The sequence below is a fragment of the Chroogloeocystis siderophila 5.2 s.c.1 genome (genome assembly GCF_001904655.1).
Classification (GTDB): Bacteria; Cyanobacteriota; Cyanobacteriia; order Cyanobacteriales; family Chroococcidiopsidaceae; genus Chroogloeocystis; species Chroogloeocystis siderophila.
In genome coordinates, this window is record NZ_MRCC01000020.1 from 20536 (window position 1) to 46683 (window position 26148).

The 26148-nt window shown below is 42.4% G+C and carries 24 protein-coding genes; 15 read left to right on the forward strand and 9 right to left on the reverse strand.

Annotated features, from left to right (window positions below; genetic code table 11):
* The first annotated feature begins 19 nt into the window (after nt 1–19).
* The 3 genes from NIES1031_RS19995 (at nt 20) to fni (ending at nt 2834) form a co-directional block, all read left to right on the forward strand.
* Nucleotides 20–517: a DUF4385 domain-containing protein gene (locus NIES1031_RS19995; RefSeq protein ID WP_073551230.1), complete on the forward strand. Its 498-nt coding sequence runs from the start codon at nt 20–22 to the stop codon at nt 515–517.
* Between the two features lie 528 nt (nt 518–1045).
* The gene (gene cysC / locus NIES1031_RS20000; protein WP_073551279.1) at nt 1046–1597 is read left to right on the forward strand and encodes an adenylyl-sulfate kinase; all 552 of its coding nucleotides are present in this window, start codon (nt 1046–1048) and stop codon (nt 1595–1597) included.
* Nucleotides 1598–1784: 187 nt separating this feature from the next.
* A complete protein-coding gene (fni, locus tag NIES1031_RS20005) occupies nt 1785–2834 on the forward strand; it encodes a type 2 isopentenyl-diphosphate Delta-isomerase (RefSeq protein ID WP_073551231.1) in 1050 nt (349 codons plus the stop codon).
* 37 nt (nt 2835–2871) lie between these two features.
* Here fni and NIES1031_RS20010 read toward each other — a convergent pair whose 3' ends face one another.
* The 4 genes from NIES1031_RS20010 to NIES1031_RS20025 form a co-directional block, all read right to left on the reverse strand.
* On the reverse strand, nt 2872–5151 hold the full coding sequence (locus NIES1031_RS20010) for a hybrid sensor histidine kinase/response regulator (protein WP_073551232.1): 2280 nt from the start codon (nt 5149–5151) through the stop codon (nt 2872–2874).
* Nucleotides 5152–5457: 306 nt separating this feature from the next.
* Entirely contained in the window at nt 5458–5994 is a 537-nt protein-coding gene (gene pyrR / locus NIES1031_RS20015; protein WP_073551233.1) for a bifunctional pyr operon transcriptional regulator/uracil phosphoribosyltransferase PyrR, read from the reverse strand.
* Nucleotides 5995–6075: 81 nt separating this feature from the next.
* Nucleotides 6076–7074 carry an adenosylcobinamide-phosphate synthase CbiB gene (gene cbiB, locus NIES1031_RS20020; protein WP_178378198.1) on the reverse strand — a complete coding sequence of 333 codons (999 nt, stop codon included), beginning with the start codon at nt 7072–7074 and terminating at the stop codon, nt 6076–6078.
* Nucleotides 7075–7358: 284 nt separating this feature from the next.
* Nucleotides 7359–7802 (reverse strand): RrF2 family transcriptional regulator, encoded by a 444-nt coding sequence (locus tag NIES1031_RS20025; protein WP_073551234.1) that lies wholly within the window; start codon nt 7800–7802, stop codon nt 7359–7361.
* An 859-nt stretch (nt 7803–8661) separates the two neighbouring features.
* On the opposite strand from NIES1031_RS20025, the gene NIES1031_RS20035 reads away from it, so the two are divergent.
* On the forward strand, nt 8662–9069 hold the full coding sequence (locus NIES1031_RS20035) for an AbrB family transcriptional regulator (RefSeq protein WP_015186685.1): 408 nt from the start codon (nt 8662–8664) through the stop codon (nt 9067–9069).
* A 91-nt stretch (nt 9070–9160) separates the two neighbouring features.
* On the opposite strand, the gene NIES1031_RS20040 is transcribed toward NIES1031_RS20035, so the two are convergent.
* Nucleotides 9161–11131: a chloride channel protein gene (locus NIES1031_RS20040; RefSeq protein WP_178378199.1), complete on the reverse strand. Its 1971-nt coding sequence runs from the start codon at nt 11129–11131 to the stop codon at nt 9161–9163.
* A gap of 408 nt (nt 11132–11539) precedes the next feature.
* On the opposite strand from NIES1031_RS20040, the gene NIES1031_RS20045 reads away from it, so the two are divergent.
* Nucleotides 11540–11935, forward strand: a complete 396-nt coding sequence (locus tag NIES1031_RS20045) for a hypothetical protein (RefSeq protein WP_073551237.1) — start codon at nt 11540–11542, stop codon at nt 11933–11935.
* Between the two features lie 71 nt (nt 11936–12006).
* On the opposite strand, the gene NIES1031_RS20050 is transcribed toward NIES1031_RS20045, so the two are convergent.
* Nucleotides 12007–13614, reverse strand: coding sequence for an ArnT family glycosyltransferase (locus NIES1031_RS20050; protein ID WP_073551238.1), 1608 nt, complete (start codon nt 13612–13614; stop codon nt 12007–12009).
* Between the two features lie 498 nt (nt 13615–14112).
* Between NIES1031_RS20050 and NIES1031_RS20055 the strand changes: the two genes are divergently transcribed.
* The 5 genes from NIES1031_RS20055 to NIES1031_RS20070 all read left to right on the forward strand — a co-directional run bounded on the left by NIES1031_RS20055 (nt 14113) and on the right by NIES1031_RS20070 (nt 18500).
* On the forward strand, nt 14113–14553 hold the full coding sequence (locus tag NIES1031_RS20055) for a 2-phosphosulfolactate phosphatase (protein ID WP_236738925.1): 441 nt from the start codon (nt 14113–14115) through the stop codon (nt 14551–14553).
* A gap of 614 nt (nt 14554–15167) precedes the next feature.
* The gene (locus NIES1031_RS20060) at nt 15168–15581 is read left to right on the forward strand and encodes a hypothetical protein (protein ID WP_073551239.1); all 414 of its coding nucleotides are present in this window, start codon (nt 15168–15170) and stop codon (nt 15579–15581) included.
* Nucleotides 15582–15731: 150 nt separating this feature from the next.
* Nucleotides 15732–16004, forward strand: coding sequence for an IS1 family transposase (locus tag NIES1031_RS20065; RefSeq protein ID WP_218596885.1), 273 nt, complete (start codon nt 15732–15734; stop codon nt 16002–16004).
* 64 nt (nt 16005–16068) lie between these two features.
* Complete coding sequence (locus NIES1031_RS24000) at nt 16069–16305, forward strand: TroA family protein (RefSeq protein ID WP_143167834.1); 237 nt, start codon at nt 16069–16071, stop codon at nt 16303–16305.
* Nucleotides 16306–16724: 419 nt separating this feature from the next.
* Nucleotides 16725–18500, forward strand: a complete 1776-nt coding sequence (locus tag NIES1031_RS20070; RefSeq protein ID WP_073551240.1) for an ABC transporter ATP-binding protein — start codon at nt 16725–16727, stop codon at nt 18498–18500.
* An 80-nt stretch (nt 18501–18580) separates the two neighbouring features.
* Here NIES1031_RS20070 and NIES1031_RS20075 read toward each other — a convergent pair whose 3' ends face one another.
* Both NIES1031_RS20075 and NIES1031_RS20080 read right to left on the reverse strand, forming a co-directional pair.
* Entirely contained in the window at nt 18581–19861 is a 1281-nt protein-coding gene (locus NIES1031_RS20075; RefSeq protein ID WP_073551241.1) for a recombinase family protein, read from the reverse strand.
* An 83-nt stretch (nt 19862–19944) separates the two neighbouring features.
* Nucleotides 19945–20310, reverse strand: a complete 366-nt coding sequence (locus tag NIES1031_RS20080) for a VOC family protein (protein WP_073551242.1) — start codon at nt 20308–20310, stop codon at nt 19945–19947.
* 75 nt (nt 20311–20385) lie between these two features.
* Between NIES1031_RS20080 and NIES1031_RS20085 the strand changes: the two genes are divergently transcribed.
* The 5 genes from NIES1031_RS20085 to NIES1031_RS25155 all read left to right on the forward strand — a co-directional run bounded on the left by NIES1031_RS20085 (nt 20386) and on the right by NIES1031_RS25155 (nt 25332).
* Complete coding sequence (locus NIES1031_RS20085; protein WP_236738922.1) at nt 20386–20844, forward strand: pentapeptide repeat-containing protein; 459 nt, start codon at nt 20386–20388, stop codon at nt 20842–20844.
* A 190-nt stretch (nt 20845–21034) separates the two neighbouring features.
* Nucleotides 21035–22717 carry a dihydroxy-acid dehydratase gene (gene ilvD, locus NIES1031_RS20090; protein WP_073551243.1) on the forward strand — a complete coding sequence of 561 codons (1683 nt, stop codon included), beginning with the start codon at nt 21035–21037 and terminating at the stop codon, nt 22715–22717.
* Between the two features lie 158 nt (nt 22718–22875).
* On the forward strand, nt 22876–24189 hold the full coding sequence (locus NIES1031_RS20095) for a cytochrome P450 (RefSeq protein ID WP_073551244.1): 1314 nt from the start codon (nt 22876–22878) through the stop codon (nt 24187–24189).
* A 153-nt stretch (nt 24190–24342) separates the two neighbouring features.
* Nucleotides 24343–24984: a hypothetical protein gene (locus NIES1031_RS20100; protein WP_073551245.1), complete on the forward strand. Its 642-nt coding sequence runs from the start codon at nt 24343–24345 to the stop codon at nt 24982–24984.
* A 96-nt stretch (nt 24985–25080) separates the two neighbouring features.
* Nucleotides 25081–25332, forward strand: coding sequence for an aspartyl protease family protein (locus tag NIES1031_RS25155; RefSeq protein ID WP_218596886.1), 252 nt, complete (start codon nt 25081–25083; stop codon nt 25330–25332).
* Between the two features lie 469 nt (nt 25333–25801).
* On the opposite strand, the gene NIES1031_RS20110 is transcribed toward NIES1031_RS25155, so the two are convergent.
* Entirely contained in the window at nt 25802–26077 is a 276-nt protein-coding gene (locus tag NIES1031_RS20110; protein WP_073551246.1) for a hypothetical protein, read from the reverse strand.
* Nucleotides 26078–26148 lie beyond the last annotated feature (71 nt).

Sequence of the window (26148 nt, forward strand, 5' to 3'; positions counted from 1 at the left end):
CATTTAGGTTCAAAAAAGTATGGAATTTGATTATTCCTTAGATTTTAAAAATATTGATTTTCGTTCTTCACCTGAATTGTATCGTGTAGGCAAGGGCGAGCAAGGAGTACTGTTGGTAGAGCCTTATAAGTCAGAGATTTTACCATACTGGCGCTTTAAAACTCCTGAAATTGCCAACGAGTCGAGTGAAAAGATTTATGAGTTATTTCTCAACTATCTTGAACAAGATGATTTTGTTGGCGCGGATATGGCGCGTAAGTTTTTGCAGATGGGTTACACGCGATCGCGTCGTTATGCCAATCATAAAAGTGGAAGAAAATATAAAGCCAACCCGCAAGAGGAGGGTTCCCAAGAAGCTGAGAAGCAAGCGCGAAAGGAAGTTTTACCTTTAGACATTGATCCTATTAAAGCTGAGTCTGCCGCAATTTTCAAAGAAAAATGGACTTTAGCAAAAACGAATGAAAAATATTTGCAGCTAATGAAAAAACATCGACAGATGTACGAACAGGTGAAGTAAAACTCTGAATTGTACAGAAACAACTTCAGGTTGTATAGTTTCTGTTATCTGTGTAACTAAAATAATGAATGTTTTAAAGCGTATACTCTTGTGACGATGTCATGTGAATAATAAAAGTATGATATTGCGATCGCGCTACACGTAAACTTCATAATAGCTAGCTAATTGTAAAGATTCTGCTAAGTTGTTTGCTTAAGCCTTGACAGGCTAATAGCTTTCATTAATCCAGCAAGTAATATATTATTTTTTTATGAAAACTGCTGTTTATTATCAGTTAATAAAATTTTAATTTGTGTTTATAATTTGATAGATTTTGTTTACAATTCAGCCAATGCGAATCACTCGACGTCGAGAGGTAGTAATGCAATAAAACTTAGTTTCACGTTAGTTGTGTTACTGCAAGAACGCTGACTGTAACAGTCTCAGAAGTTGATGGCGTCTACTAGAACGCGTTTAGTAGGTTTCTACCTCGATATTCTTGATTGTTTGGAAGACTTAAGTTTCAGTAAAGGTAAAGGTAGCAGAATGATGAAACACCAAGGAATGACTTTGTGGTTTACTGGGTTGAGTGGTGCAGGGAAAACAACAATTAGTAAAGCGGTAGAAGAAAAACTGCGCGAACAAGGTTACAAAGTTGAAGTTCTTGATGGTGATGTTGTTCGAGAGAACCTAACGAAAGGTTTAGGTTTTAGCAAAGCTGATCGCGATGAAAATATTCGTCGGATTGGTTTTGTGGCTCAATTGCTGACGCGCAATGGAGTAATTGTTATCGTTTCTGCTATTTCTCCTTATCGTGCAATTCGTGACGAAGTTCGCGGTAAGATTGGCAACTTTATGGAAATCTTTGTCAACGCACCGTTAGCTGTGTGCGAAGAACGTGATGTCAAGGGATTGTACAAAAAAGCACGCGCTGGAGAGATCAAGAGTTTTACAGGAATTGACGATCCTTACGAACCGCCGATCAATCCCGAAGTAGAATGCCGTACAAATCAAGAAACGTTAGCTGAAAGCGTCGAGAAAGTGATGGCGAAGCTCAACGAATATGTTCATGTAAATAACAGTGTCTCCAAGGTTGCTTAGTTTTTAGCGGCGATCGCACACTCTGGTAGAAATTGACAACTGCTTCTAAATTGAAGGATGACTGAGTGTAAGCTTGCACTTGCTCATCCTTTTTTTGTATTGGGTAAAGTTTGAATAATAACTTGCTAATGGCACTATAGCTAGTTGTACAGTCATAAGAAAAACCTCTTTATATTGAAATTAACCTGTGAACCTTCCTTTAAGCTTGTCAGGACAAACACAGACGCGTAAAGCAGAACACTTACGTATTTGTCTCGATGAAGATGTACAATTTGCGCAAACGACGAATGGCTTAGAACGCTATCGCTTTATACATTGCTGTTTACCTGAGATTAACCGCGATGAAATTAACTTGCGTACTCAGTTTTTAGGCAAATCGTTATCCTATCCACTATTGATTTCGTCGATGACAGGCGGTACAGAATTTGCAGGAACGATTAACCGTCGGCTTGCCGAAGTCGCGCAGCATTACAATATGGCAATGGGAGTTGGTTCGCAGCGGGTAGCGCTTGAAAAACCACAAGTTGCTGCAACTTTCGCGGTGCGATCGCATGCGCCAGATATTTTACTGTTTGCTAATTTGGGTGCAGTGCAACTCAATTATAAATATGGATTAGATGAGTGTCGGCGCGTTGTTGACTTACTGCAAGCTGACGCTTTGATTTTACATCTCAACCCTTTACAAGAATGCATTCAAGCTAGAGGTGATACAAATTTTTGCGGTTTGCTTGACAAAATAGAGAAATTATGTGGCAAAATCTCTGTGCCAGTCATTGCCAAAGAAGTCGGGAATGGCATTTCTGCGACGATGGCGACAAGATTGATCGATGCGGGAATGAGTGCGATCGATGTTGCAGGTGCGGGCGGTACTTCTTGGGCGAAAGTGGAAAGCGAACGCGCAGAAAATAGCTTACAGCGTCGCTTAGGAATGACATTTGCCGATTGGGGTTTACCAACAGCAGAATGTATCACAACTATTCGAGAGGTAGCACCCGAAATTCCCTTAATCGCCTCTGGTGGTTTGCGTCATGGCTTAGACGTTGCCAAAGCGATCGCGTTAGGTGCCGATATTGCCGGTTTAGCATTACCCTTCTTACAAGCCGCCGCCGAATCAGAAGCTGCGCTTTACGAATTAGTCGAAGTCTTAATCGCTGAAATCACGACGGTTCTGTTTTGTACTGGCACAGCAAATCTACAGGAGTTCAAGCGTTCACAAGTATTGCAGCGCGTAAAATAGCGGTAGGGGTACTGCGTTCCATATACTGGTGAAAAAACTAACAAGAATCTCTTCCCGCAAGCGTTGTCACGACTGCAATCAATTGTGCTGGATCGATAGGTTTGGGTAAGTGTGTTTGAAAACCTGCCTGTAGTGCCCTCACTTGATCCTCTACGCGAGCATAAGCCGTAATTGCTGCTGCGGGAATTTGTTTGCCAGATTTCGTTTTTAGGTGTTTGGTTTTTTGAATTAAACAGTAGCCATCTTCACCAGGCATCCCAATATCACTTAATAGAATATCCGGTTGTAATTGTTCAATGATATTTAAAGCATCACTGACAGAGCCAACAGCGGTAACATTTGCGCCTGCCTGCTCTAGCATAATTGTGAGAAGTTCGCGCGCATCGGCTTCATCATCAACAATGAGTATTCGTAAACCAGCAATTCCTGATTTTGTTGGAAATTCAGTATCGGGCGTGATGTCACGTGTATCATTTTCACTCTCGCGGTAAAAAGGCAATCGCACAGTAAAAGTTGCACCTGTACCGATTCCTTGACTTGTGGCAATAATTGTGCCACCGTGCAGTTCTACCAAATTACGCACGATCGCTAATCCCAAGCCTAGCCCGCCTTGCTTGCGACTACTGCTGCTATCCGCTTGTCGAAATTGTTCAAAGATATGCGGGAGAAAATCTGGATCGATACCTTGCCCGTTATCACGAATACTTAGCTCGATATACGTATCTTGTTCTACTAACGATACTTCTACGCGTCCACCGTGAGGAGTAAATTTAATCGCATTTGAAAGTAAATTCCAAACGACTTGTTGCAGGCGATCGCTATCTCCAGAAATCAACCGAGTGGTTGCATATGTAGTTTGAATTTGAATATCTTTTGCCGCTGCTGCAAGTCGAATTGTATCAATCGCGGCTTCGATGATATTTTTGAGATTAACAGCGCAACATTGTAAGCTGAGCTTACCCCGCATCATACGCGAAATATCAAGAAGATCTTCGATCAGTTGCGCTTGTGCTTGCGCATTTCGCTCAATTGTTTCTAAGGCGCGTGCGGTCGTTTGTTCGTTGAGCGAGCGACTTTGCAGTAACCGCGACCAACCAAGCATAGCATTGAGTGGTGTTCGTAACTCGTGCGATACAACCGCGAGAAACTCATCTTTCATACGACTTGCTTCTTCAGTTGCAATTCGCGCTTGTTGTTCGCGTAGCAGCAGTCTAGCTAACATCGCTTCTACTTCTTTGCGCTGGGTGATATCGCGCTGTACAGAAATCCAATGCGTATACCATCCGGCTTCATCGGGAACAGGTACGATACTCAGTTCTACCCAAAATTCTGAACCATCTTTACGGTAGTTGACTAGCTCAAAAACATCTGATTGCCATTGCTGTAAGGTTGTCCGAATCCGCGTTAACGTTTCTTTGTCAGTTTTTGGTCCTTGGAGTAACCGTGGCGTTTTCCCTACAACTTCTTGCAGAGTATAACCCGTCATGCGCGTAAAAGCTTCGTTGACGTAAAGAATACGCGGACCTGGGGCTTGAATCGGTTCGGCTTCGGTAATAACGATCGCATCATTCGCATTCACTACCACAGATTCTAAGAGTCTTAGTCGTTCTTCGCTTTGCTTGCGTTGGGTAATATCTTTAACAAAGCAGTAGTGTCCGCTAAAACTATTTTGGTGATCGCTCGTTTTAATTAATGTGACTTGTTTATAAAAATGCGATCCATCTTGGCGAATACCGCGTGCTTCGGCTTCTGCTTTCCCTGTTGTCAACATTTGTTGATACGTAGCCGTGAGTTTGGCAATGTCTTGCGGATGAACAGTTATTTCCCACGCTTTACCAATTAAGTCTTGTGGTTCGTAGCCTAATAAGTGCGCATAGGCTGCGTTCACGCTTACGTAGTGACCTTGAAAATCAATTCTAGCGATGCATTCAACCGCCGTTTCTAGCGCCTTGTTGATATCGTGTACCCCTGTTACTGTTGCCTCAGATACTTTTGCTGATGCGTGTTCTACATAATTAACAACTAAATTAACGATACTCAGCGGTAATGCGATGACTCCGAGGGACGCTAGTTGCCAAAAGTTTAGACTTGTAGCCAAAAAATAATTGAGCAGCCAGAATAGTATCGCTGCGGAAGCGATCGCCACTAGCCCGATCGCCATATTGTTGTGCCAAGAATTGATTGTCAACACCGTCAAAAACAACACCAGCCCAAAATCGAGTAGAGTTGTTGGTTCTAAAGTAAGTTTGATGAGGACAACGAGTGCGAGCGCAAGTAAGGATAGGTTATAGCCTAGTCTAGGATAGAAAAAATTCATTAGTATTTTATACAAGCCTGTATCCAGGTATTGGGAAGAGCTATTGCATTCCTGTGATTGCGACTACGCCCAGAGGAGCTTTCTTTGCATTAACTGGTAATGCTACACGCTTCGAGAAGTTGCACTCGTATTTTTTACAGTATTCATCGCGATTGCCCTTAATTATTAAGAAAATATAAAAAATATTAATACATGAATATCACTGGAGATCGCTGTAGGCTGCATCTGTCCTAAGGATGAATACTTTTATGTTATGGAGGTGATATGGCTGGAGAAAGTAAATCCTGTACACGCTTATTGCTAACTTCAGTTCCCGATTAACTCCACCGCATCGCGTCCGTCAAAATCTTGTAAATACACTTTAACTTGTTCTTCTTTGGCAGTAGGTAGCTGTTTACCCGTAAAATCAGGGTGAATCGGTAACTCGCGATGACCGCGATCAACTAATACCGCTAGCCAAATCGCCGCAGGTCTACCATAATCATTAACAGCATTCAAAGCCGCGCGTACGGTGCGCCCTTTATAAATCACGTCATCGACAAGTAAAACAGTTTTACCTGTTAAGTCAAAGGGAATCTCTGTCCTGGCTGGGGTTCGTACGCCTATTTGATCCAAATCGTCGCGATAAAACGTAATATCCAACGCCCCCACAGGAACGGTTACGCCCTCAAGCACCTCAATTTGGCGCGCCAGTAGATCTGCTAAAAATGCCCCTCTAGTATAAATACCTAAAATAACAAGTTGCGACAAATCCCGCGATCTTTCGACGACTTGGGAAGCAAGACGTGTCATAGTACGGCGGATCTCTTCAGCAGAAAGAATTTCAACAACTTTAGCAGGCATATTGAAGAGGGGCGAGAATTCCTAAGCCTTTTTTAGTTATACGCTTAGTTTAAAACTTCGTGAATACCGCGATCATTGCAATTAAGAGTTAAACAAAAGCAAAGCGATCGCAACTCCTAGCCAAATTAAAAAGCAATATCGCGTCAATTGCAATGCTTGGTAAACTTTGCCTGAAGTCATCGGATGAATATTGTCTCCAAGGAAGGGCTTGTGTTTTGCCACTCCTCGATAATAGTTTGTGCCTCCCACTTGTACGCCAAGTACAGCCGCATATGCGCATTCACTCCAACCCGAATTAGGGCTAGGATCTTTTACCGCATCTCGACGGCAAATTCGCCAAACAGAGCGCGGTTTACGTGATATAATTGCCAAAGTCAAAACTGTTAGGCGACACGGCAGCCACGTCAAGGCATCTTCCAAACGCGCGCTAAACCAACCTAGGTAAGTATAAGGTGCTTCGCGATAGCCCACCATCGAATCTAAGGTACTTGCTGCTTTGTAAGCTAAAGCAACCGGAACACCTCCAATCAATGGAATAAAAGAACCAGCGATCGCATAAAATAAAGGTGCCATCACGCCATCGGTAGCATTTTCGGTGACAGTTTCTAAAACGGCACGCAAAATTTCTGTCTCAGAAAGATTTTTTGTATCTCTACCAACATATTTACTGAGGCTAGCACGCGCTTGTTGAATTTTCCCTTTGCTAAGTGGCTGCAAAACTTCTTGTGCAGCGCGTCTTAGGCTTCTTGCAGCAAAACAACTTGCTAAGAGTATACTTTCGACAATAATTCCTAAACTGGGATGAATGAATTTAGCTGCTTGTACGAGCAACCACCCTATTAAACCACTACCAGTCGTTAAGCTGATACCTAAAACAATACCAGCTAACCGCTGTGTGGATGAACTATCAAAGTGTTTCCAAACAATTTTATTAAACTGGGATATTACCCCCCCCATCACACGTACTGGATGCGGAAAACCCCAAGGATCGCCAATTAGGTAATCTAAAAACGCAGCAAAAACTAAAACAATCAGTGAATGAGTATGAATAGTTAAGGAGATGGATGAAAATAGTAACACAAAGGCTTTTATTCGTCAGTGGTCAATGGTTAGTGGATCAGCTTACTATTCACAAACATAAAAAGTGTAGTGCTTAACGATGCCCATCCATTTAAACCTCCTGCACGAATCGCAGATACCCTCCGATGGAAGTTGGGGCTATCCAAGCAAATTGTACCTTCGTACACTCAAGAAATATTTGTACCGGCAAGTTCACGGAGGTGAACTTTATTTATTTAGCTAGCAAATTTATTCGCGATTCGCTTCACGCAGCAGGTCTATTACCGATAACCCATTAGCAATCACTAAACAACAAAACTTGTTGCTTCGCCTTGCGCGGCTTGCCAACTACGAGCATCATAGTAAAGGTCTGCAAGCGTGATCGTATAAAGTGCCTCTTTCAATTTCTGGTGTAATCGCTGCCACAATGTGAACGTCACCCAGTCTTCGGCTTGAGTTGGTGTGGGCATATGATGCCGTAAAGGTTTAATTGTTTCGCCAACAGATTCTAGGATTTGCCCTAAAGATATTTGTGCAGGCGATCGCGCTAATTTGTATCCACCTTGCACGCCACGCATGGATTCGACTAACCCTGCGCGGCGCATTTCAATGAGCAATTTTTCCAAGTAAGGTGCTGGGATATCTTGACGTTGCGCGATCGCTTTTACAGATGCGGGTTTATTCTTTGGCTGTAAGCTCAAATCGAGCAATGCTTTTACACTGTAGTGTCCGCGAGTTGTTAGCTTCATTCTGCACTCAAGTTAGACCTTTCTTCAAATTTTCTACTGTTTTCAACGACAAAAAAATATTTTTTCATTAAGAAAGACCTACGGGCAATAGCATAAGGTTTTTGTGGAAGATAGTCTTGTAGACAGTAAGTTTTCCATCCTCTGGCAAACGATTTCCAGTCCCCGAATTTATTCATGGAGACAAATCGCTTTGTAACTCGATTAAATCTGCCTACTTCATTCGTTGGGGTATGTGGCTATCTTCTACCTTCTGTCTTTCACCTTCTTAAAGGATAAGTAGGAAATGCTAACAGGCAATCTCCGTATTTTCCTTTGCCTGATGACAAGCCAGGATGACGATTTCTTTCACTGTTTAAGTGTCAGCCCTTATCTTATATGTACATCAACATCATAAAGCAGAAGATATCACCCCCTACTTCTCAAATCTTCAGCCTTACACCAAGAGCTTAGAATTTTATTATACTGATTTTCACTGGATTGTTGTCTTTTTCTGACTTTTAGGAGCGCCTTCAACTCAGTTAGCGAGTAGCTAAAGCACCTTACACTTATACCTATTTGCCTGCTGTGTTCTAGACAAAGGTTGCTGCTTACTTAATCGAGTTAGTCAGCTTGCGGGACTGTTAACAACATCATTGTATTAAGTATCAACAATCGTGGGATAGTTGTCATGAATACCAAGAGTGTTTACAACCGATTAAGTTCACCGTAAGGTAGTTAGATAGTAGTAAATATTGATTAAAGTCAGTGTAAGATACTTTAGTTAAGCTGATACAAATCTAAGTGTTACTCTTATAAAGCATTAGTAAGCTAAGATCAGACTTAGTTATTTACTTCATTCATTCGTTTTAGTCCTAAGTTGATGAGTAAAAAGAAAAAAATCGAGCCACTAACTGGTGAAGAACTCCTTCAAAAAGTTAAGGAGCTAGAAAACCTAAGCAAAGAAGAAAAGGCTAAAGCCTGCGGTTATTACACCGTTACAAAAAATGGCATTGAGCGCGTAAACATGATGAAATTTCTTAATGCCTTAATTGATGCAGAGGGCATTGAGTTAGATAGTACAGCAAACGCCAATGGACGCGGCGGACGTAGTGCTAGCTATCGCATTAGCGTGCAGTCAAATGGCAACTTATTAATAGGTTCTGCTTATACAAAACAAATGGGTTTGAAGCCAGGCGATGAATTTGAAATTACGTTAGGACGCAAGCATATTCGGTTGAAGCAGCTTGACGAAGACGGCGAACTAGATGAAGTCGAAGTTGCCTCGTAAGCAACAGTAGTGATGATGATTGTGCGAGGAGAATTAAGGTAATGACCATTATTCTCCCTCGATTTCAATCCCAACTAAAGATGACTGACTACTACAAACTAGTGAGCGTCAATTCATCATGTTTCGGCGATGGTAATTGTCGTAGTGCTTGACGCATCAACTCAAGATTGCAAGTTAATCCAATCTGGTCGCGTTCGAGTAAGCCGATAATCTGTTCGTGGTTGTTTCGTTCAACCACAGGTAACTGATGTAAACCACGTGCTGCCATCCGCGCTAAAGCTTCAGATAAAAGCTCATCGGGATAAGTGTAAAGTAGCTCGGTAGTGCAAATATCAATAAGTTGAGATGAGAGCAAATTAGGTTTGCTTACATCTGCCTTTGAGGAATGCATTAAAGTTGAGTTACTAGCACTTATTCCGGATTGTTCCCCCAGGGAAATTGCGCGGGAAATGTCGTCTAAAGTAACGATACCAACTAATTGATTAGCTTCATCGATAACTAAAGCACTCCGGCGGCGATCGCGCGTCATAGACACACCCGCCTCCCAAATCGAAAGCGTAGCCGATAATATCAGTGGAGACTGATGCATCGCCTCAGCAACAGAAATTTGCTGTAAAATTTCTTGTTCGCGATCCGTTTCGACATTCAAGTTTAATTGCTGTAGATGCGTGTCAGAAGTGACTGTAGGTGTCATGCGCTCAACAAGCCACACACTTAAACCAACCGCCGCCATTAAGGGCAATACAATTCGGTAATCTCTTGTCAGTTCAAATAATAGTAAAATTGCGGTCAAAGGCGCGCGCGCACTTGCTGCAAGCACCGCTGCCATACCGACCATCGCATAAGCAGGAGGCGCCGCCATGTAGGGACTTATGCCAGGAAAAATTGCCAAGATTTTAGCATAAGCTGCTCCTAACGAAGCACCAAGAAACATTGCTGGAGCGAAGACACCGCCAACTAAACCACTCCCCAAGCTGATTGCGGTGACGACGAGTTTAACCACCAACAACACAACAAGTAATTGCAAAGAAAACTCCACATCTTGCAACATCGCTTCGATAGTCTCATAGCCAATTCCCAAAACTTGCGGGTACTGTAGTGCGACTAAACCAACACAAGCACCGCCAATAATAGGATGAATTGCTAAGGGAATTTTTGCTAACCAAGTGAAGCCTGGAATTTCTCCCTGAAAGCAGGCGCGTAATAGCTGTAAAGATTGCGTGTAAGTGATTGAAACTAAACTCGCACCTAAACCCAAACCAACATAAAGCGGAAACTCTAACGGACTGCGGACTTCATAGACTGGTAGTGTAAAAGCAGGTTGCCCTCCTAAGCCAATTTGGGCAATTAACGCGGCGACGACTGCGGCTAGCAGCACTATACTGACAGCAGACGTTGCAAAAGTCGTTCCCAACACAACTTCCAACGCAAAAAAAACACCCGCGATCGGAGCATTAAAACCTGCGGCTAAACCCGCCGCTGCACCAGCCCCTAATAATAAGCGGCGTCGTTCTTGCGACATTTGCAGCATTTGACCCAGCCGCAAACTAAAATTAGCACCAATCTCGACACTTGGTCCTTCTGGTCCTAAAGAAGCTCCACTTCCAAGCGATACCGCTGCTGCGAGCATCTTAATAATAGGTTGTATTTCTTTACGCGTAACGTTTTGTGTAGTATTTGCTTGTGTTGCTGCAATTAAAGAAGAAAGTCCAGGACCAAAATCTTGCTGAGCACCGCGCATTAAGCCGATGACTAACCCACCTAAAAGGGGGACACACGCTAGCGTCCAAGCTCCCCATCGTGAAATCACTCCCATCAAATCTTGTAGCAAGAAATGGTGGATCTGCTCGATCAAAATATGAAAAACAACGACACCTAAACCAGTGCTACCGCCGATCAGCACAGCTAAAAGGAGCACAACGCTTTCAGGAGATAGCTGAAAACGGTTCAGCAAATGAGTTAAACCCGTAGAAGGTGTTGACAGCGCAGGTACTATCACCTTCCTTAACTCAGCAGAGGGACTTGGTGCCTCCTCTGGGGATTGGGGAGAAAGGGCAGTCATTAGATAGTGTGGGGAAATGTGATAAAAACTTTAATTTTTATTTCTTACTTTTCATTTTGATGGATCTTCTCGCCTGCCGACAAGTAGGTTATTGCTTGAGTAGACGAGGGTTTGGTTCATAATTGTAGTAACGCAAGAAAGTTTATTTCTACCTCATTTAGCTGAGTTACACAATTGGTGAATTCGCTAGTGTTGTGACAAGTTGGAGATAGAGAGGAACTTCCTCGCCCACCGCAGGCAAGATGCCCGCGTTATCAGCCCTTCTTAAAGGTTCATAAATATATGTACTTTGAGTATGGCTATCTATCGCAAAAATGGGCAGACTAAGATTTGGGGTTATAGGAAATTTACCTCGGAAATTTGATGGTACTCCGCTGTAGAGCGAGAAAAGAACTGGTTTGACGCGCTATGAACACTCACACCTTTGATCACCACTCTGTCACCTGTCCAATTTGCCAGCGTCCTGGTAATCTCAAGCAAATTAAAAAGTGTAACGGGCTTTTTACGTGTCCGTACTGTCAAGAACGATTGGTTGTGAGTTGGAGCGGTCATTATGTACGCGATCCGCATAGCTCTAAACAAGTCGAAATGACGCACTTGCTGCGCCGTCAAAGTCGTCCTTGGGCAAGAATTCTACGTGACTTTAGCTTTATTAAAAAGACAGCAGCGATCGCCGCGATTGGTAGTGCAATTCTTTTAGGCATCAGTGTTGTCACGCTAGAAACACTCAAACCAGGACAAGAATCTCCTCAGGAGCCATCGAAAGAAATTGTCGTTGACGAGCCGCCGCAGGATTCTCCGTAGGAAAGCTTCGGTGCAGAGGACGCACAGGAGAAATAATAAATAATACATGATGTTCTGTTGCTACTAGCTACTCACCTCTCACCCCTCGTAACTAGCGTCCAGCCTTGGGTGCTTCCCAATAGATTTACAGATGGCAGTTGGAGAGTTTCGAGTGTTGGGGTATCAAGGAGAAAGTATGATTGGGGATTTTGTTGCCATTGGTACTGAAGTTCGTTGGTAGCAGCAGGAATAACCTGGCGATCGCTATAAAAATTTAATGAAGGACGACTGTAAGGAAAAGAAGTGTAAACGATCTGTCCTGGGAGTGTAGCATTTTGAATCATCGCTGCAACGGGTTTAACTGGGTAAGCTTCGGCGAGTTCCCAAACCCAGTGGCGCGAGGTCATAAACAGTACAAGCGCGACATACATTCCCCAAATTAAAATGATTAAGAACTGGCGATCGCCACGTCGAGCTAGAATATTTGCCAAAATCATTGTACCTGCGACTGCGGCTAAAATCATTTGGATTGCACCATCTTGTGCAGGACTCCAAGGGCTAAAGTAGAAACTTCCCAGCGTTGCGACAAGTGCGAGTATCCCCAAACATAGAATGATTGGACGCGGATAGGATGCTTTAGATGAATGCCAATAATCCGCTAACTGCGCTCCCACAGCTAAAGAAATGGCTGGATAAATCGGTAAAACATACCAAGGAAGTTTGGTTTGCATTACTGAAATTGCTACAAGATAAAAGCTACTCCAAACAAGGATGAGTTTTGCCCAACTCCAGTTGCGATTTTCCCATGCTTTACGCAAACCTTGCGGTAAAAAAATTAACCAAGGAAAGCTGTACTTTAATATTTCTAGTAAATAATACCAAGGTGGTCCCGCGTGATTTTCCACGCTTGCCCAAATTCGACTCAACGATTGCGCCATAATGCCTGTATCGGTAAAAGTATTGCCGTACTCGAACCATTGAGCCGCATACCACCCTACGACAGGTAAAGCCCCTATTAAGATACCAAGCCAAAGATAAAAGCTAGTCAGTAGTCGCGGCGTATCCCAAAACAAAAACAATAGGGCGATCGCAAGTAACAATAATCCAATAATTCCTTTTGTGAGGCAAATTAACCCAAACCCAATTCCAATGCCCAAGCAATAGCGTAAATTACGACGCGATCGCAACACGCACAGCATCATTAACAGCAAAAAACATACCACCGCGCCATCTAACATCGCGAGTCGCCCATGACGCACCATCGGTAGCAGTGTCAGATAAACTAATGCCGAAAAAATCGCCGGCGATCGCCTAGGAAAAATTTCTCGCCCGACGCAATACAGTAGAGGGACAGAAATTGCACTCAGCATCGCCCCTGGTAAACGCGATGTCCACTCATTAACACCACCAAGCGAGTACGCCCCAGCTATTAACAAATGGACTAACGGCGGCTTATTGAGATAAGGTGCGCCTCCGAGGGTAGGATGTAACCACCGCCATGTGTTCACAGGCGATCGCCAAATTTCACGCGCAACTTGGGCTACCGTACCTTCATCCCAATCGCGTAGAGGTAATCCTCCTAGATTAATGCTGTAAACTAGCCCACCAGCTAACAATAACGCTAATATCCAAAACCAATCAACCTTACTATTGCGGCGGTAATCAAATTTTGAAAAATTCCAATGGAAGCGATCGCGCATATTTTAAACTAACTGATAATTCTGCTTTCAAATTTCAAAGCTAACGTGAACTAAATATTACTATTTATAGCAATCCTATTTGAGTTGTAAGATTTTTTTTTGGAGACGTAGACGCGGAGCGGCCTGCTGTAGGCTACCACTCCAGACACAGAAAACGCAGAGAAAAGAGAGAAAGAGAGAGTTTCATGAATCATTTAGGACTGCTATACTTAATTTCATTTTTAGCTATTTCCTCAATTCTAAAAAAAGCGGAATATATTGATATATTTTTACATCAAAACTCTGCTAATTCAATAAATATATAGCGAAAAATTATGATTTTAAGATTTTTTCTTTTTATACGATTAGAATCTAAATTAAAAAATAGTATAATTTTTTTTTAAACAAGTAGAATTTGATATTCGTTGCGAGTGGGGAGAACAAGGCATAATTAATCTTGCTCCAACAAGTGATGTAGTAATTGTAGTCGATGTTCTCTCTTTCTCCACCTGTGTTGAAATTGCAAATAATAATGGTGCGATAATATTTCCATCTCAATGGAAAAACCGTTCAGCATTAGATTATGCATTATCTGTAAATGCACAACTAGCTAGTCATGAGCGGATCGCCAATGGTTACTCACTATCACCTTTCTCGTTAGTGAATGTTTTTGCAAATACTCGACTTGTTTTGCCCTCGCCGAATGGTGCTACTTTCACTTTAGCTGTGCAACAGCAAGCACAAGTTTTAACAGGTTGTTTGAGGAACTGTGAAGCTGTAGCAAACTTCGCTCAGAAACATGGAAAGGGAATTTCTGTTATTCCCGCTGGCAAAAGATGGAATGATGGAAGTTTACGAATAGCTGTAGAAGATATGATGAGTGCTGGTGCAATTGTTAACTACCTGCAAGGAAGATTTTCCGCTGAAGTCAAAGCCACTTTAGCAGTTTTCAGAGTATAAAAGACAATCTAATTTCAAGTTTAGAAAGCTGTATTTCTGGTAAAGAATTAATTGCTAGAGGGTTTGCTCAAAATGTAAAGCTATTAGCTACCTATAATGTTAGCGAATATGTTCCTATATTTAATCAAAACGCATATACCCAAGTTACACACTCTATTAGTTGAACATGATAGAAGTTGCTCAGCTATTTTATAGGGTAACAAATACACAGCTTCTGCTTTTGCAAACTATGTTACTGTAGCTTAAACATACACAAAGAATTTTCTAGACGCAATCATCTTCATTAAAGGTAATGGTTACTCAAAATAAGACACAAATGCGATCGCAGGTACATATCTTAGATAATCGTCTCATCATGCTCAACGCGCGCTCAACTTAAAGCCACTACTTGAATTATCTTGTAAGCAATACTACAATCTTCTTGTTAATACAAATAGGTGTCATTTAGTGATAAATATCTTATCAGTAGAAGAATATTGGCAAGTGCGTGAAGAAAGTATTAAAACAAATGACAAGCTGTTGTTAAATTATGATGTTTTTGATGAAATCGAGCAATGCGAAAATCAATTCTCTACAGACTTAGTTCATCGTCTTGAGCTACCCCAGGTCTAGATATGACAATAGGAAAACATATACACCATGCTGACTTAAATTATGTGAGTCCTCAGGACGAGGTACCCTATCCTTTGATCTCTAAATTCCATATTTCTGGAACTTATCGAACAATCAGCCCAGAAATTAAAGAAAATTCTGATGATTATATTGAGGGAATAGAAAAAAGTTACTTATTTTATCTACCAAATTTACACGAAATTCATCAAGTTTTAGCTGAAGAAGATTTACTTATCGTATCTATTTATATCGATATTGATGTGTTCAAAACATTCAGCCAAGGTTTTGAATTGTTACCCACTCCTTTGCAAGCATTAATTAATAAAAGTTCTCCACCTAGGTTTCATTATCCTGTTGGAGAAATCACGCCAGCAATGTTTAGGGTGTTGCAGCAAATTCTTAATCTGCCGTTTTAGGGAATGATGAAGTGGATGTATCTAGAAAGTCGAGTTCTCGAATTATTAGCGCAGCAATTAAATCAGTTTTTAGATCGCGAATACTCTGGTCGAACTGTGGCGAATTAACGCTACAAGTGTCGCACCCGTGAGTGTAATCGCAGTACCTTCATGCGAGACGATGTTTATCGCGGCTACTTGCCAGATGTTAAACAGCAGATTGCAGACATGGCTGTTAACGGCAGTGGTATCCGAGATACTGCCCGTGTGCTGAAGATTAGTCCCACAACTGTGATTGAAGCATTAAAAAAAGATCGTCCCATCGAACGCAAACATCTCACCTTGCCAACTCGGATTAAGCGGTTAGCTCGAAAAACGATTTGCTTGTCCAAGTCCATTTGGTTACATGATGTGGTCATTGGTCTAATTCATCAATCGCTATGAATTTGGCTTAGACATCTAAACTTGATCCACCAGTCTAGAACATAACCGGCGGCGATATAAATTCTTGTCTCGTGACAGAGATCTAGAGCCAATCATCAGCATCGAAACACTTAATAAGTACGATGCTGACATCTTATTTATCGTAAATCTTGTCAAAAGATCGCCAGGCTATTATTTCCAGCATCCTGTGTTTAGAAGCTTGAAAGCTGTCAAAAATAATCGAGCCTATGTTGTCAGTCATGAAACTTGGAGTGGAGTAGGCATATTAGGAGCTAATAATATATTTGATGACTTTGTTTAACTACTTGCCAAAAGGTAAATAAGATATGTATTTTACCTAGAATATAGCAATCAAATTTGCTGACTGAATTACTTGTAGAGATATTAAGAGAGGTCAGGGAATCCCCATACTTAAAAGCTTCTTGATTTAACAAGGCGGAAACTGTCAGTCTACAGCCATAAAAGCATCCTTCGTTACTGCGTTCCCAAAAGAATTGCTAAGTTTTCAAGACAGACGTTTTTGTTTCTCGCGCTATGTGCCTCGAAACAAATAAAAATAGGATAAAAATTTGCCGTTTTTGGATAGACTGAATGTCTCAAAAACTATTAAGATGATTCAGCGTGTTAATGACAAAGGATTTAATAATACAAAAATTGGCGAATAAATAAGGACTCTTAGCTTCTAACTATCAGCAATTAAGTACAAAAATAAATAGTATTATGCATTCTTTCTCAGTTGGTAAACACCCACTACTAAGGTTATTGCGCTACGCTAAAGGCTACAGAACTCAAGTGTGGAGTGCGATCGCCTGTACAATCCTCAACAGGCTTTGTGACTTAGCACCATCGTACTTAATTGGGGTAGCAGTTGATGTCGTGGTAGAACGAGAAAACTCGCTGATTTCTCGCTTGGGTGTCACCAACATTGTGGGACAACTGGGGGTGCTATCACTCTTAACGCTGTTAATTTGGAGTTTAGAATCACTCTTTGAATTTTTATATGATCGCCTATGGCGCACCTTAGCCCAAACGATCCAGCATAAATTACGCCTTGATGCTTATACGCATTTGCAAGAACTCGAACTGAATTTCTTTGAGGAACGCTCTACCGGAACACTTTTATCAATTTTGAACGATGATATCAATCAATTAGAACAGTTTCTCAATTCGGGAGCTGCCGAAGTTATCCATTTTATTACGACAGTTCTCGCTGTTGGCGGCTCGTTTGCTATTATTGCTCCAAGTGTTGCGCCGTTTGCGATTGTACCGATTCCTTTTATATTCTGGGGTTCATTAGCATTTCAAAATCGACTTGCGCCGCGCTATGCTGATGTCCGCGAAAAAGCAAGTTTGATCAGTAGCCGTTTAACTAATAACCTCTCAGGAATTGCAACGATTAAAAGCTTTACCGCTGAACCATATGAGCGATCGCGCGTCATGGATGAAAGTGAAGCTTATCGTCGCAGTAACCAAAAAGCGATCGCACTGAGTGCGGCTTTTTTCCCCTTGATTCGCTTGATCGTTGTCTTAGGTTTCATCGCCACGCTGTTTTTTGGCGGTGTTGCTGTGGCGAATGGTAATTTAACAGTAGGAACTTACGGCTTTTTAGTATTTATTGTTCAACTACTACTATGGCCTTTTGCGTCCTTAAGCCAACTGATGGACGAGTATCAACGCGCAATGGCTTCGATCCGACGCGTGATGCGGTTGTTAGATACTCCGATTGCAATTCCTACAGGTAGTCATCCGCTACCTTTAAAAGCGGTACGCGGTGAAGTGCGGCTTGACAATATTACGTTTGCCTACAAAGATCGCACTCATGTGCTCAAAAATCTATCATTGCATATTCCCGCTGGAGCAAATATTGGCATCGTTGGTGCAACAGGTTCGGGTAAAAGTACGCTGGTCAAACTGCTACTACGCTTTTATGAAATCCAAGCAGGACAAATCTTGATTGATGGTATCGATATTCGGGAGTTGCGACTGAGGGATTTACGGCGCTGTATTGGTTGGGTAAGTCAGGATGTGTTTCTATTTCACGGTACAGTTGCCGAAAATATTGCCTACGGTAACTTTGATGCTCATCATGAGGATATTATTCACGCTGCCAAGTTAGCAGAGGCGCACGAATTTATTGTGCAACTACCGCAAGGATACGATACCATCGTTGGCGAACGCGGTCAAAAACTTTCGGGTGGACAACGACAGCGATTAGCAATTGCCCGTGCAATTCTCAAAGATCCACCAATTCTAGTTTTGGATGAAGCGACATCTGCGGTGGATAATGAAACCGAAGCAGCAATTCAAAAATCTTTATTCGTGATTACGCAAAATCGAACAATAATTGCGATCGCACATCGTCTTTCCACAATTCGTCACAGCGATTATATTTATGTCATGGATAAAGGTGAAGTTGTCGAACAAGGTACACATGAGGAACTATTAGCACTCAATGGTATCTATGCTAATTTGTGGCGCGTACAGTCTGAAGTTTAGTCAATAGTTTAAAGTAGATTAGGAGATTGTTGCAATAGATTGCAAACTATTAAGCTGCACTAGATAGCACGTTTGTCAGATTAAAAAACAAAAATCACTTGCAGATGCCATTTCTCATCTTCACGGATTAACTGAATTTGTTGAATAAATTCGCGGAAATAAAAGCGGCGTTCGGCTTCGGATAGATCTAACCAAAATTGCGCAATGGAAACAGCTTGCGCAACAGAACGTAAATTGACTGGTGGTAATGTAGATAATTGAGCTTGTAATTCTGATATCTCAGTGCGAAGTTTGTAACCTCTCAGTTGCGCCGTTTCGAGATCTAAAATTCCTGTAGTAGTTAAGTTGGGTAGTTGAGCAAGGATTTCTTGTTTGGATGTGATCGCACTATTCAAAGACTCCTTAACTGCATCTAACTGTGGAAAGTTCATTCCTGCAACTGCACGCGGTAGATCTTGACAAATCGAGTTGATTGTATTTTCTAAAACCTGAGCATACGCGATCGCCCCACATTTTGGACGTTTTGGGCAAAGTGTAGGACGTAAGTAAAGGTATTCACTCTTTTTTTGGTGGGTTGTAACGCGCACGACTGTCATCGGCGATTGACATTCTTGACAGACAACTAAACCTGCAAGACTACGCGGCGCACTCGCGGTACGTGGTGGTAAACGTCGATTGCGACGTAATAATCGATCTACCTGCGCAGCTTCTTCTCTAGAAATAATTGGTACGTGCGTATTAGCAACAACATCACCGTTTTGATACGCGGTATCGCCGCGATAGACAGGATTTGTTAACCAACGTCGCCCAGTAGTCACAGAAATTTTTTTGTTGTATTTTTGTGCTAAATGGCGTACTGCACCGCGTAAGGAACCGTAAAGCAGAAAGTGTTCAAAAAAATCCTTAACGACGGGGGAAGCACTGCGATCTAGTGCATATTTATCTTTACCGCGACGATAACCGTATGGGGCTTTTCCTGGTGGGGGTTGGGCGCTGATTCGATTGCGCGCGTGTCCCTGGCGAATGCGGCGACTACGTTGTTCGCGTTGCATCACTTGCAGCAATTGAATTAAGTTAGCTTGGATATCGCTAGTGTTGGTTTGTTCAGTAGTGATGATTTTGATGTCTAGTGCTTGGAGTTGCGTGATGCGATCGCTGACTTCTTGTACTGAGTCGCCAAGTTCTTCGATTCTACGAATAAGGAGATATGCGCCTTCGGTTTGGCAGTCTTTGATCAGTTGTTGCAGTTGCGTGCGTTTGCCAAAATCTTGATAGATAGAGTCGATTTCCCAACCCCAGATAGTGGGATCGGGTGGAGATTCGAGGAGAGGATCGCTGTAGGTGTAGGCGATGATTTTCATTGAACGAACCACAGAGGAGGACACTGCGTTGGGCGGCTTTGCTGACTTGAAGCAAGTGTCCGTGACGCAGAGGGCGCAGAGGTTTAGACTTGAGAGAGTTCGATGATGTTGTTGTCGGGATCTTTGGTGAAAAGTGCGGGTCTACCAAAGGCGCTAGTTTGAATCGGGTAGTTGTGGGCGATGAGGCGTTGTTTCGCAGTTTCTAAGTCGTCTACTGCAAAGGAAATATGTGAGTTGCGTCCCCATTTTTCGGCGTTTTGAATTTGTGAAGGAACTGTTGGGACGACGATGAGGTGGAGTTGAAAGTCGCCGATTTGATACCACGTACCAGGGAAATTGAGCGATCGCATTTCAGATTTAGATAAGCCCAGGATATTGCTATAAAAATTTTCGGCGCGTTGCAAGTCGGTGACTAGAAGTGCTGCGTGGAGACATTTTGTGATGTGCATAGTAGTTACTGGTTGGTGATTAAGAGAACAGGTATCGTACTTGTACTCATTTTTACTTATTGGATTTTTTGTTTGTTGCAAACTAATATAGGCGATCGCAGTCAAGAGGGTACTATGGATGCTTCTGAGTTAATCGCAAAGTACATCGCTGGAGAACGAGATTTTAAAGCGATTAATTTGATTGGTGCTAGCTTAGCGAAAATTAACCTCAGTGGTGCTTCGTTGCGTGAAGCGTCGCTGAGTGAAGCTGATCTCAGTCAAGCCGACTTAGTAGGTACTAATTTTAGAGAAGCTTCCTTAAGTAAGGCAAACTTAAGCGCAGCAAACTTGAGTGGTGCTATCTTGAATGGAGCAAATTTATTTGCGGCAAACCTTAAAGGTGCTAACCTCAGTGATGCAGAATTAAAAATGACAGACCTAAAAATGGCAGACTTGAGTGGCGCAGACTTGAGTGGTGCAAGCCTTTGGGGTGCATCGCTGACTGGCGCAAAATTACAAGGGACGATAATGCCAGATGGTACAGTTCATGAGTAGGGGTGAGGAGTGAGGGGTGAGAGGTTAGATAATACAATTACCTATTACCAAGCGTTGCGAAATTTGAGACAATCAAGAAATAGTAGCTAACATATACCGAGACTAGAAAGTAACTTAAAAATTCATTCGTAGTGTAATTCGCCCTTAGTGGTAGCTACAATTTTCATTGCGTCTCATCAGGAATCAGAAGATGCCGGACAATTTTAAAAGCCACGTTGTTACCCAAGGCGTACAGCGATCGCCTAATCGTGCAATGCTGCGCGCAGTGGGGTTTGGAGATAACGATTTTCTCAAAGCAATTGTTGGAATTGCGAATAGTTATAGCACGATCACTCCCTGCAATATGGGAATTAATCAACTTGCGCAACGTGCTGAAGCTGGAATCCGTGCCGCAGGAGCGATGCCGCAAATATTCGGTACAATCACAATCAGCGATGGTATCTCGATGGGAACCGAGGGAATGAAATATTCCTTAGTGTCGCGCGAAGTCATTGCAGATTCAATTGAAACCGTGTGTACCGGACAAAGTATGGATGGGGTACTCGCGATCGGTGGTTGTGATAAAAATATGCCAGGAGCAATGATTGCGATCGCCCGCATGAATATTCCCGCAATTTTTGTCTATGGTGGTACCATTAAGCCTGGTCATCACAACGGACGCGATTTAACGGTTGTCAGCGCGTTTGAAGCTGTCGGAGAATATAGCGCAGGTAAAATTCCTTACGAAGAATTATTAGAAGTCGAGCGCAAAGCGTGTCCTGGTGCAGGTTCCTGCGGAGGAATGTATACTGCTAATACAATGTCCTCTGCGTTTGAAGCAATGGGAATGAGTTTACCCTATTCTTCGACAATGGCAGCCGAAGATGCAGAAAAAGCCGATAGTACCGAAAAATCCGCATTTGTATTAGTAGAAGCTATTCGTAACCAGCTATTACCTCGACAAATTCTCACGCGCAAAGCGTTTGAAAACGCGATTTCGGTCATTATGGCGGTGGGGGGGTCGACGAATGCTGTATTACATTTACTCGCGATCGCGCATACGGCTGGTGTAGAGTTAACATTAGATGACTTTGAAACGATTCGCGCCCGCGTTCCGGTACTTTGTGACTTAAAACCAAGTGGACAATTTGTCGCGACAGATTTGCATCGTGCGGGTGGAATTCCCCAAGTGATGAAAATGCTACTCGTCCACGATTTACTGCATGGCGACGCACTCACAATAACAGGAAAAACCGTTGCGGAAGTTTTAGCCGATGTTCCCGCTGAACCACGTCGCGATCAATTTGTGATTCACCCCTGGGATAAACCAATATATCAGCAAGGACACTTGGCAGTTTTACGCGGGAATTTAGCCGCAGAAGGCGCAGTTGCTAAAATTACAGGTGTGAAAAAGCCCGTAATTACAGGTCCGGCGCGTGTCTTCGAATCAGAAGAAGCGTGTTTAGAGGCGATTTTAGCAGGCAAAATCGTTGCTGGCGATGTGATTGTCATTCGCTACGAGGGTCCTAAAGGTGGTCCTGGAATGCGCGAAATGTTAGCGCCCACAAGTGCCATTATCGGTGCAGGTTTGGGTGACTCGGTAGGATTAATCACCGATGGACGATTTTCGGGCGGTACTTATGGTATGGTCGTCGGTCACGTTGCGCCAGAAGCAGCAGTAGGAGGTGCGATCGCACTTGTACAAGAAGGTGACACAATTACAATTGATGCGCCGCAGCGTTTGTTACAACTGCACGTATCCGATGCAGAGTTAGCCTTACGTCGGCAAAATTGGCAACCTCCATCACCGCGTTACACCAAAGGTGTTCTAGCAAAATATGCCAAGTTAGTTTCTTCTAGCAGTGTCGGTGCTGTCACTGATTTGGAATTATAACTAAGTAGGTGGGCACAATTAAATACCACAATTGTGGAGGTCGGATAATGGGTAATAGGTAAAGGGTAATTCTTAATAAGTATTCTTGCCAATGACCAATTACCAGTTACCAACGATCAACTTTCAAATGAAGTTTATTTTCACCTACTCACTTACCAATGAGTCATTATCGCCTTCCTCCTGGTCAAACGGGTTTACCTGTAATCGGAGAATCGCTGTCATTTCGCTTCGATCCGCATTTTATCGAAAAGCGCTATCGCCAGTATGGTCCGATTTTTCGGACGCAGATTATCGGTAGACCCGCTGTATTTATGATTGGTCCAGAGGCTGTAGAATTTGTTCTTTCTAGCCATATGGATCATTTCTCTTGGCGGGAGGGATGGCCCGATAATTTTAAACTTTTACTCGGAGAATCGCTGTTTGTACAAGACGGTGAGGAACATCGCAAAAATCGCCGTCTCATTATGCCTGCAATGCATGGTACTGCACTAGAAAGTTATTTTGGTGCAATGGAGACACTGACGCAACAATATCTCCAAAAATGGCAACTAAAAGGCAAATTTGTTTGGTATGAGGAGTTTAAACAGCTGACGTTTGATATAGCTAGTCAACTGTTATTAGGAACAAATACAGGTGCAGAAGCCGCGCGGTTGAGTCAGTTCTTTACCACACTCACAAATGGCTTATTTACGATTAATCCGCTACCTTTACCAGGAACAAAATTAGGCAAAGCGATCGCCGCGCGTAACCTAATTTTGCAGCACCTCGCTCAAGTTGTCAAAGAACGCCAGCAAAACCCGACGAAAGATGCGCTGAGTTTACTCGTACAAGCGCGTGATGAAGATGGTAACAAAATGAGCGATCGCGAACTGGTTGCGCAAGCTATGCTACTGCTTTTTGCTGGTCATGAAACAACTACCGCAATGCTAACGTGGTTATGTTTGGAACTAGCGCTTCATCCAGAAGTTTTGCAACGGGCAAGAAATGAGCAATTTGAGTTAGCCCAAGAGAGATTTTCACTAGAACAATTAGGGAAAATGCCTTATCTTGACCAAGTTTTAGCTGAAGTTGAAAGGTTGCATCCTCCCGTTGCAGGTGGCTTTCGCGGGGTCATCAAGCCGTTTGAGTTTCATGGCTATTACGTACCAGCAGGATGGATGGTATCGTATTCAATTCAACTTACCCACCAACTACCAGAAATTTACCCCGAACCACAGCATTTTGAGCCTGACCGTTTTAGTCCGCAACGCCAAGAACATAAACAGCGTTCCTACAGTTTAATTGGTTTTGGTGGTGGACCGCGAATTTGTGTCGGAATCGCGTTTGCCAAAATGGAAATGAAAGTTATTGCAGCACATCTACTGCGTAACTATGAATGGAAACTGTTACCCCATCAAAATTTAGCAGACATTCGATTTCCTACCAGCCGCCCTCAAGATGGATTGCGCGTTCAATTTCAACAACTAAACTAAGTAATAATATAGCTACAAATGGTAATTGGTTATTAAATAGTGATTAGCTATTGGCTTTTATTTGTCTGCTAAATGCTAACAGAAGAAACGCTAAGGGCTGTGCCATTACCCAGTTCCAAAATTTAATACTTCTACTTTTCAGGTGCTTTTACTATGACAACACAAGCGGACAATGAACTACAGCAAAAAGTATATCACAATATTGACCAAGTAAAAGATGTTTTATTCAAAGCTATTGAGCGTTTACAAACAACTACGCAGCAAGCAAAAGATACATTAACCGAAACTACAGGAAAAGCTGTTAAAGCCGTTGATATTCAAAGTGCGATCGCATCTTCTATAAGCAATTGGTTACAAGATCATCCAGCAATTTTACACTTAGTACAAATTCTGATCTGGGCAACCGAACATCCAATTATTAGCTTCATCCTTGGCTTATTTGTTATTGCGATCACTTGGAGTTTAATTAAAGCAATCGGTCGTCTTATTGATGAAATCGCAACAACTTTATTACAAGCTCCGTTAAGCATACTTCGAAATGCCTTCATCTTCTTTGCTAATTCGTTGGGTAATTTAGGAAAATTAGCCTTAAATAAATTACCACATAACCAAGCTGCTGAACAGTTGGCTTTACAGCAAACAAGTAGTATAGTTATTAAAGATAAACATCAACAAATTGTAGAAATTTCTAATAGATTAGAAGCAATTCAACAAGAACAAAACGAGCTTTTAAAAGCACTAATGGAAATATTAGCAAGCGATGAAAAACATATTAGTGTATCAAATAAGACCTGAGTTCGGGCTAAGGAAATTAAGGTAAAAGCTCGTCAATATATCTTCATATCTTCGGGATGTCTCTCTTCAGATTAGTTCGCGATGGAGGGCTAATATATGGAACCGGAACAAATGGGAGCAGTTCGCACAAATGTCAAGTTGATTAATGTTATCGATCAGGCGTTGGTAAGTCGGGGGCTGCTTGCGCCGCATCTTCTCCGTGAGTGTGAAACTCAAGCGCTTGTAGACACAGGCGCATTAACTTTAGTTATTCCTCCACAGATTGCTGAGCAACTAGGCTTGCGAATTTTAGGTCAACAGATTGCCAGATGTGCAAACGGGTTTGAGGAACCTATTGGAGTCACCTAACCTGTAACGATTGTTTGCGAAGGGCGGCGAACTTCGCTAGAAGCATTAGTTGTAGGAGATGAGGTTCTCATTGGTCAGGTTGTACTAGAACTATTAGATTTACTACCAGATTGCAAAAATCAGCGGTTAATTCCAAATCCTACAAACCCAGATTACCCAGTAGCAATTATCAAGTAAGGCTTGAATGTAAATAAATCGTTGTTCACCGCGAAAGTTTTTTCGGAGTCGGGATGATAAACGTTAACAGTTTGCGTCATGACGACGGGTGTAGCGTCAGCACGACTCGATATTATGAATGAAGTTGCGATCGCAAGATCGCAACTTCGCTCAACAGCAATGCAAACATGAATTTCATCAAGCTAATGCAATTAACTTGCGTTGTGATAAACCTTATGTATTGTTGTGCAGTTTGATGTTTCGACTAGTGTAATACTGCAATAAATGAGCCGATAGTAATGCTACCGCCGATTCAATATACAAGCGATTGTTTGTTGCATTGGTTTCCAACTGAGTTTTCAGCGCCAATCCAATGCGGATCGGATTTAGTAAAGTGTCTCACAAGTTCGACGCGATCGCAATCCATCTCACAAGCAATTTGGGAAAAATAACTAGGCTCAAGCATGAGCAAAGTCACTTCGCTTTCTTGATTCCAGCGCGATTGATGCGATATATCTGCTGGAACGATCACAATACTTCCTGGAATAATTTGCTCAATCTGCTTACATCCGCCTAATTCCCGCTCCACTTGCGTTTGAGCATGATGATAGCTAAAAGTGCGATCGCAATTGTTGTTATTGTATCAAACGTTCAAGCGAT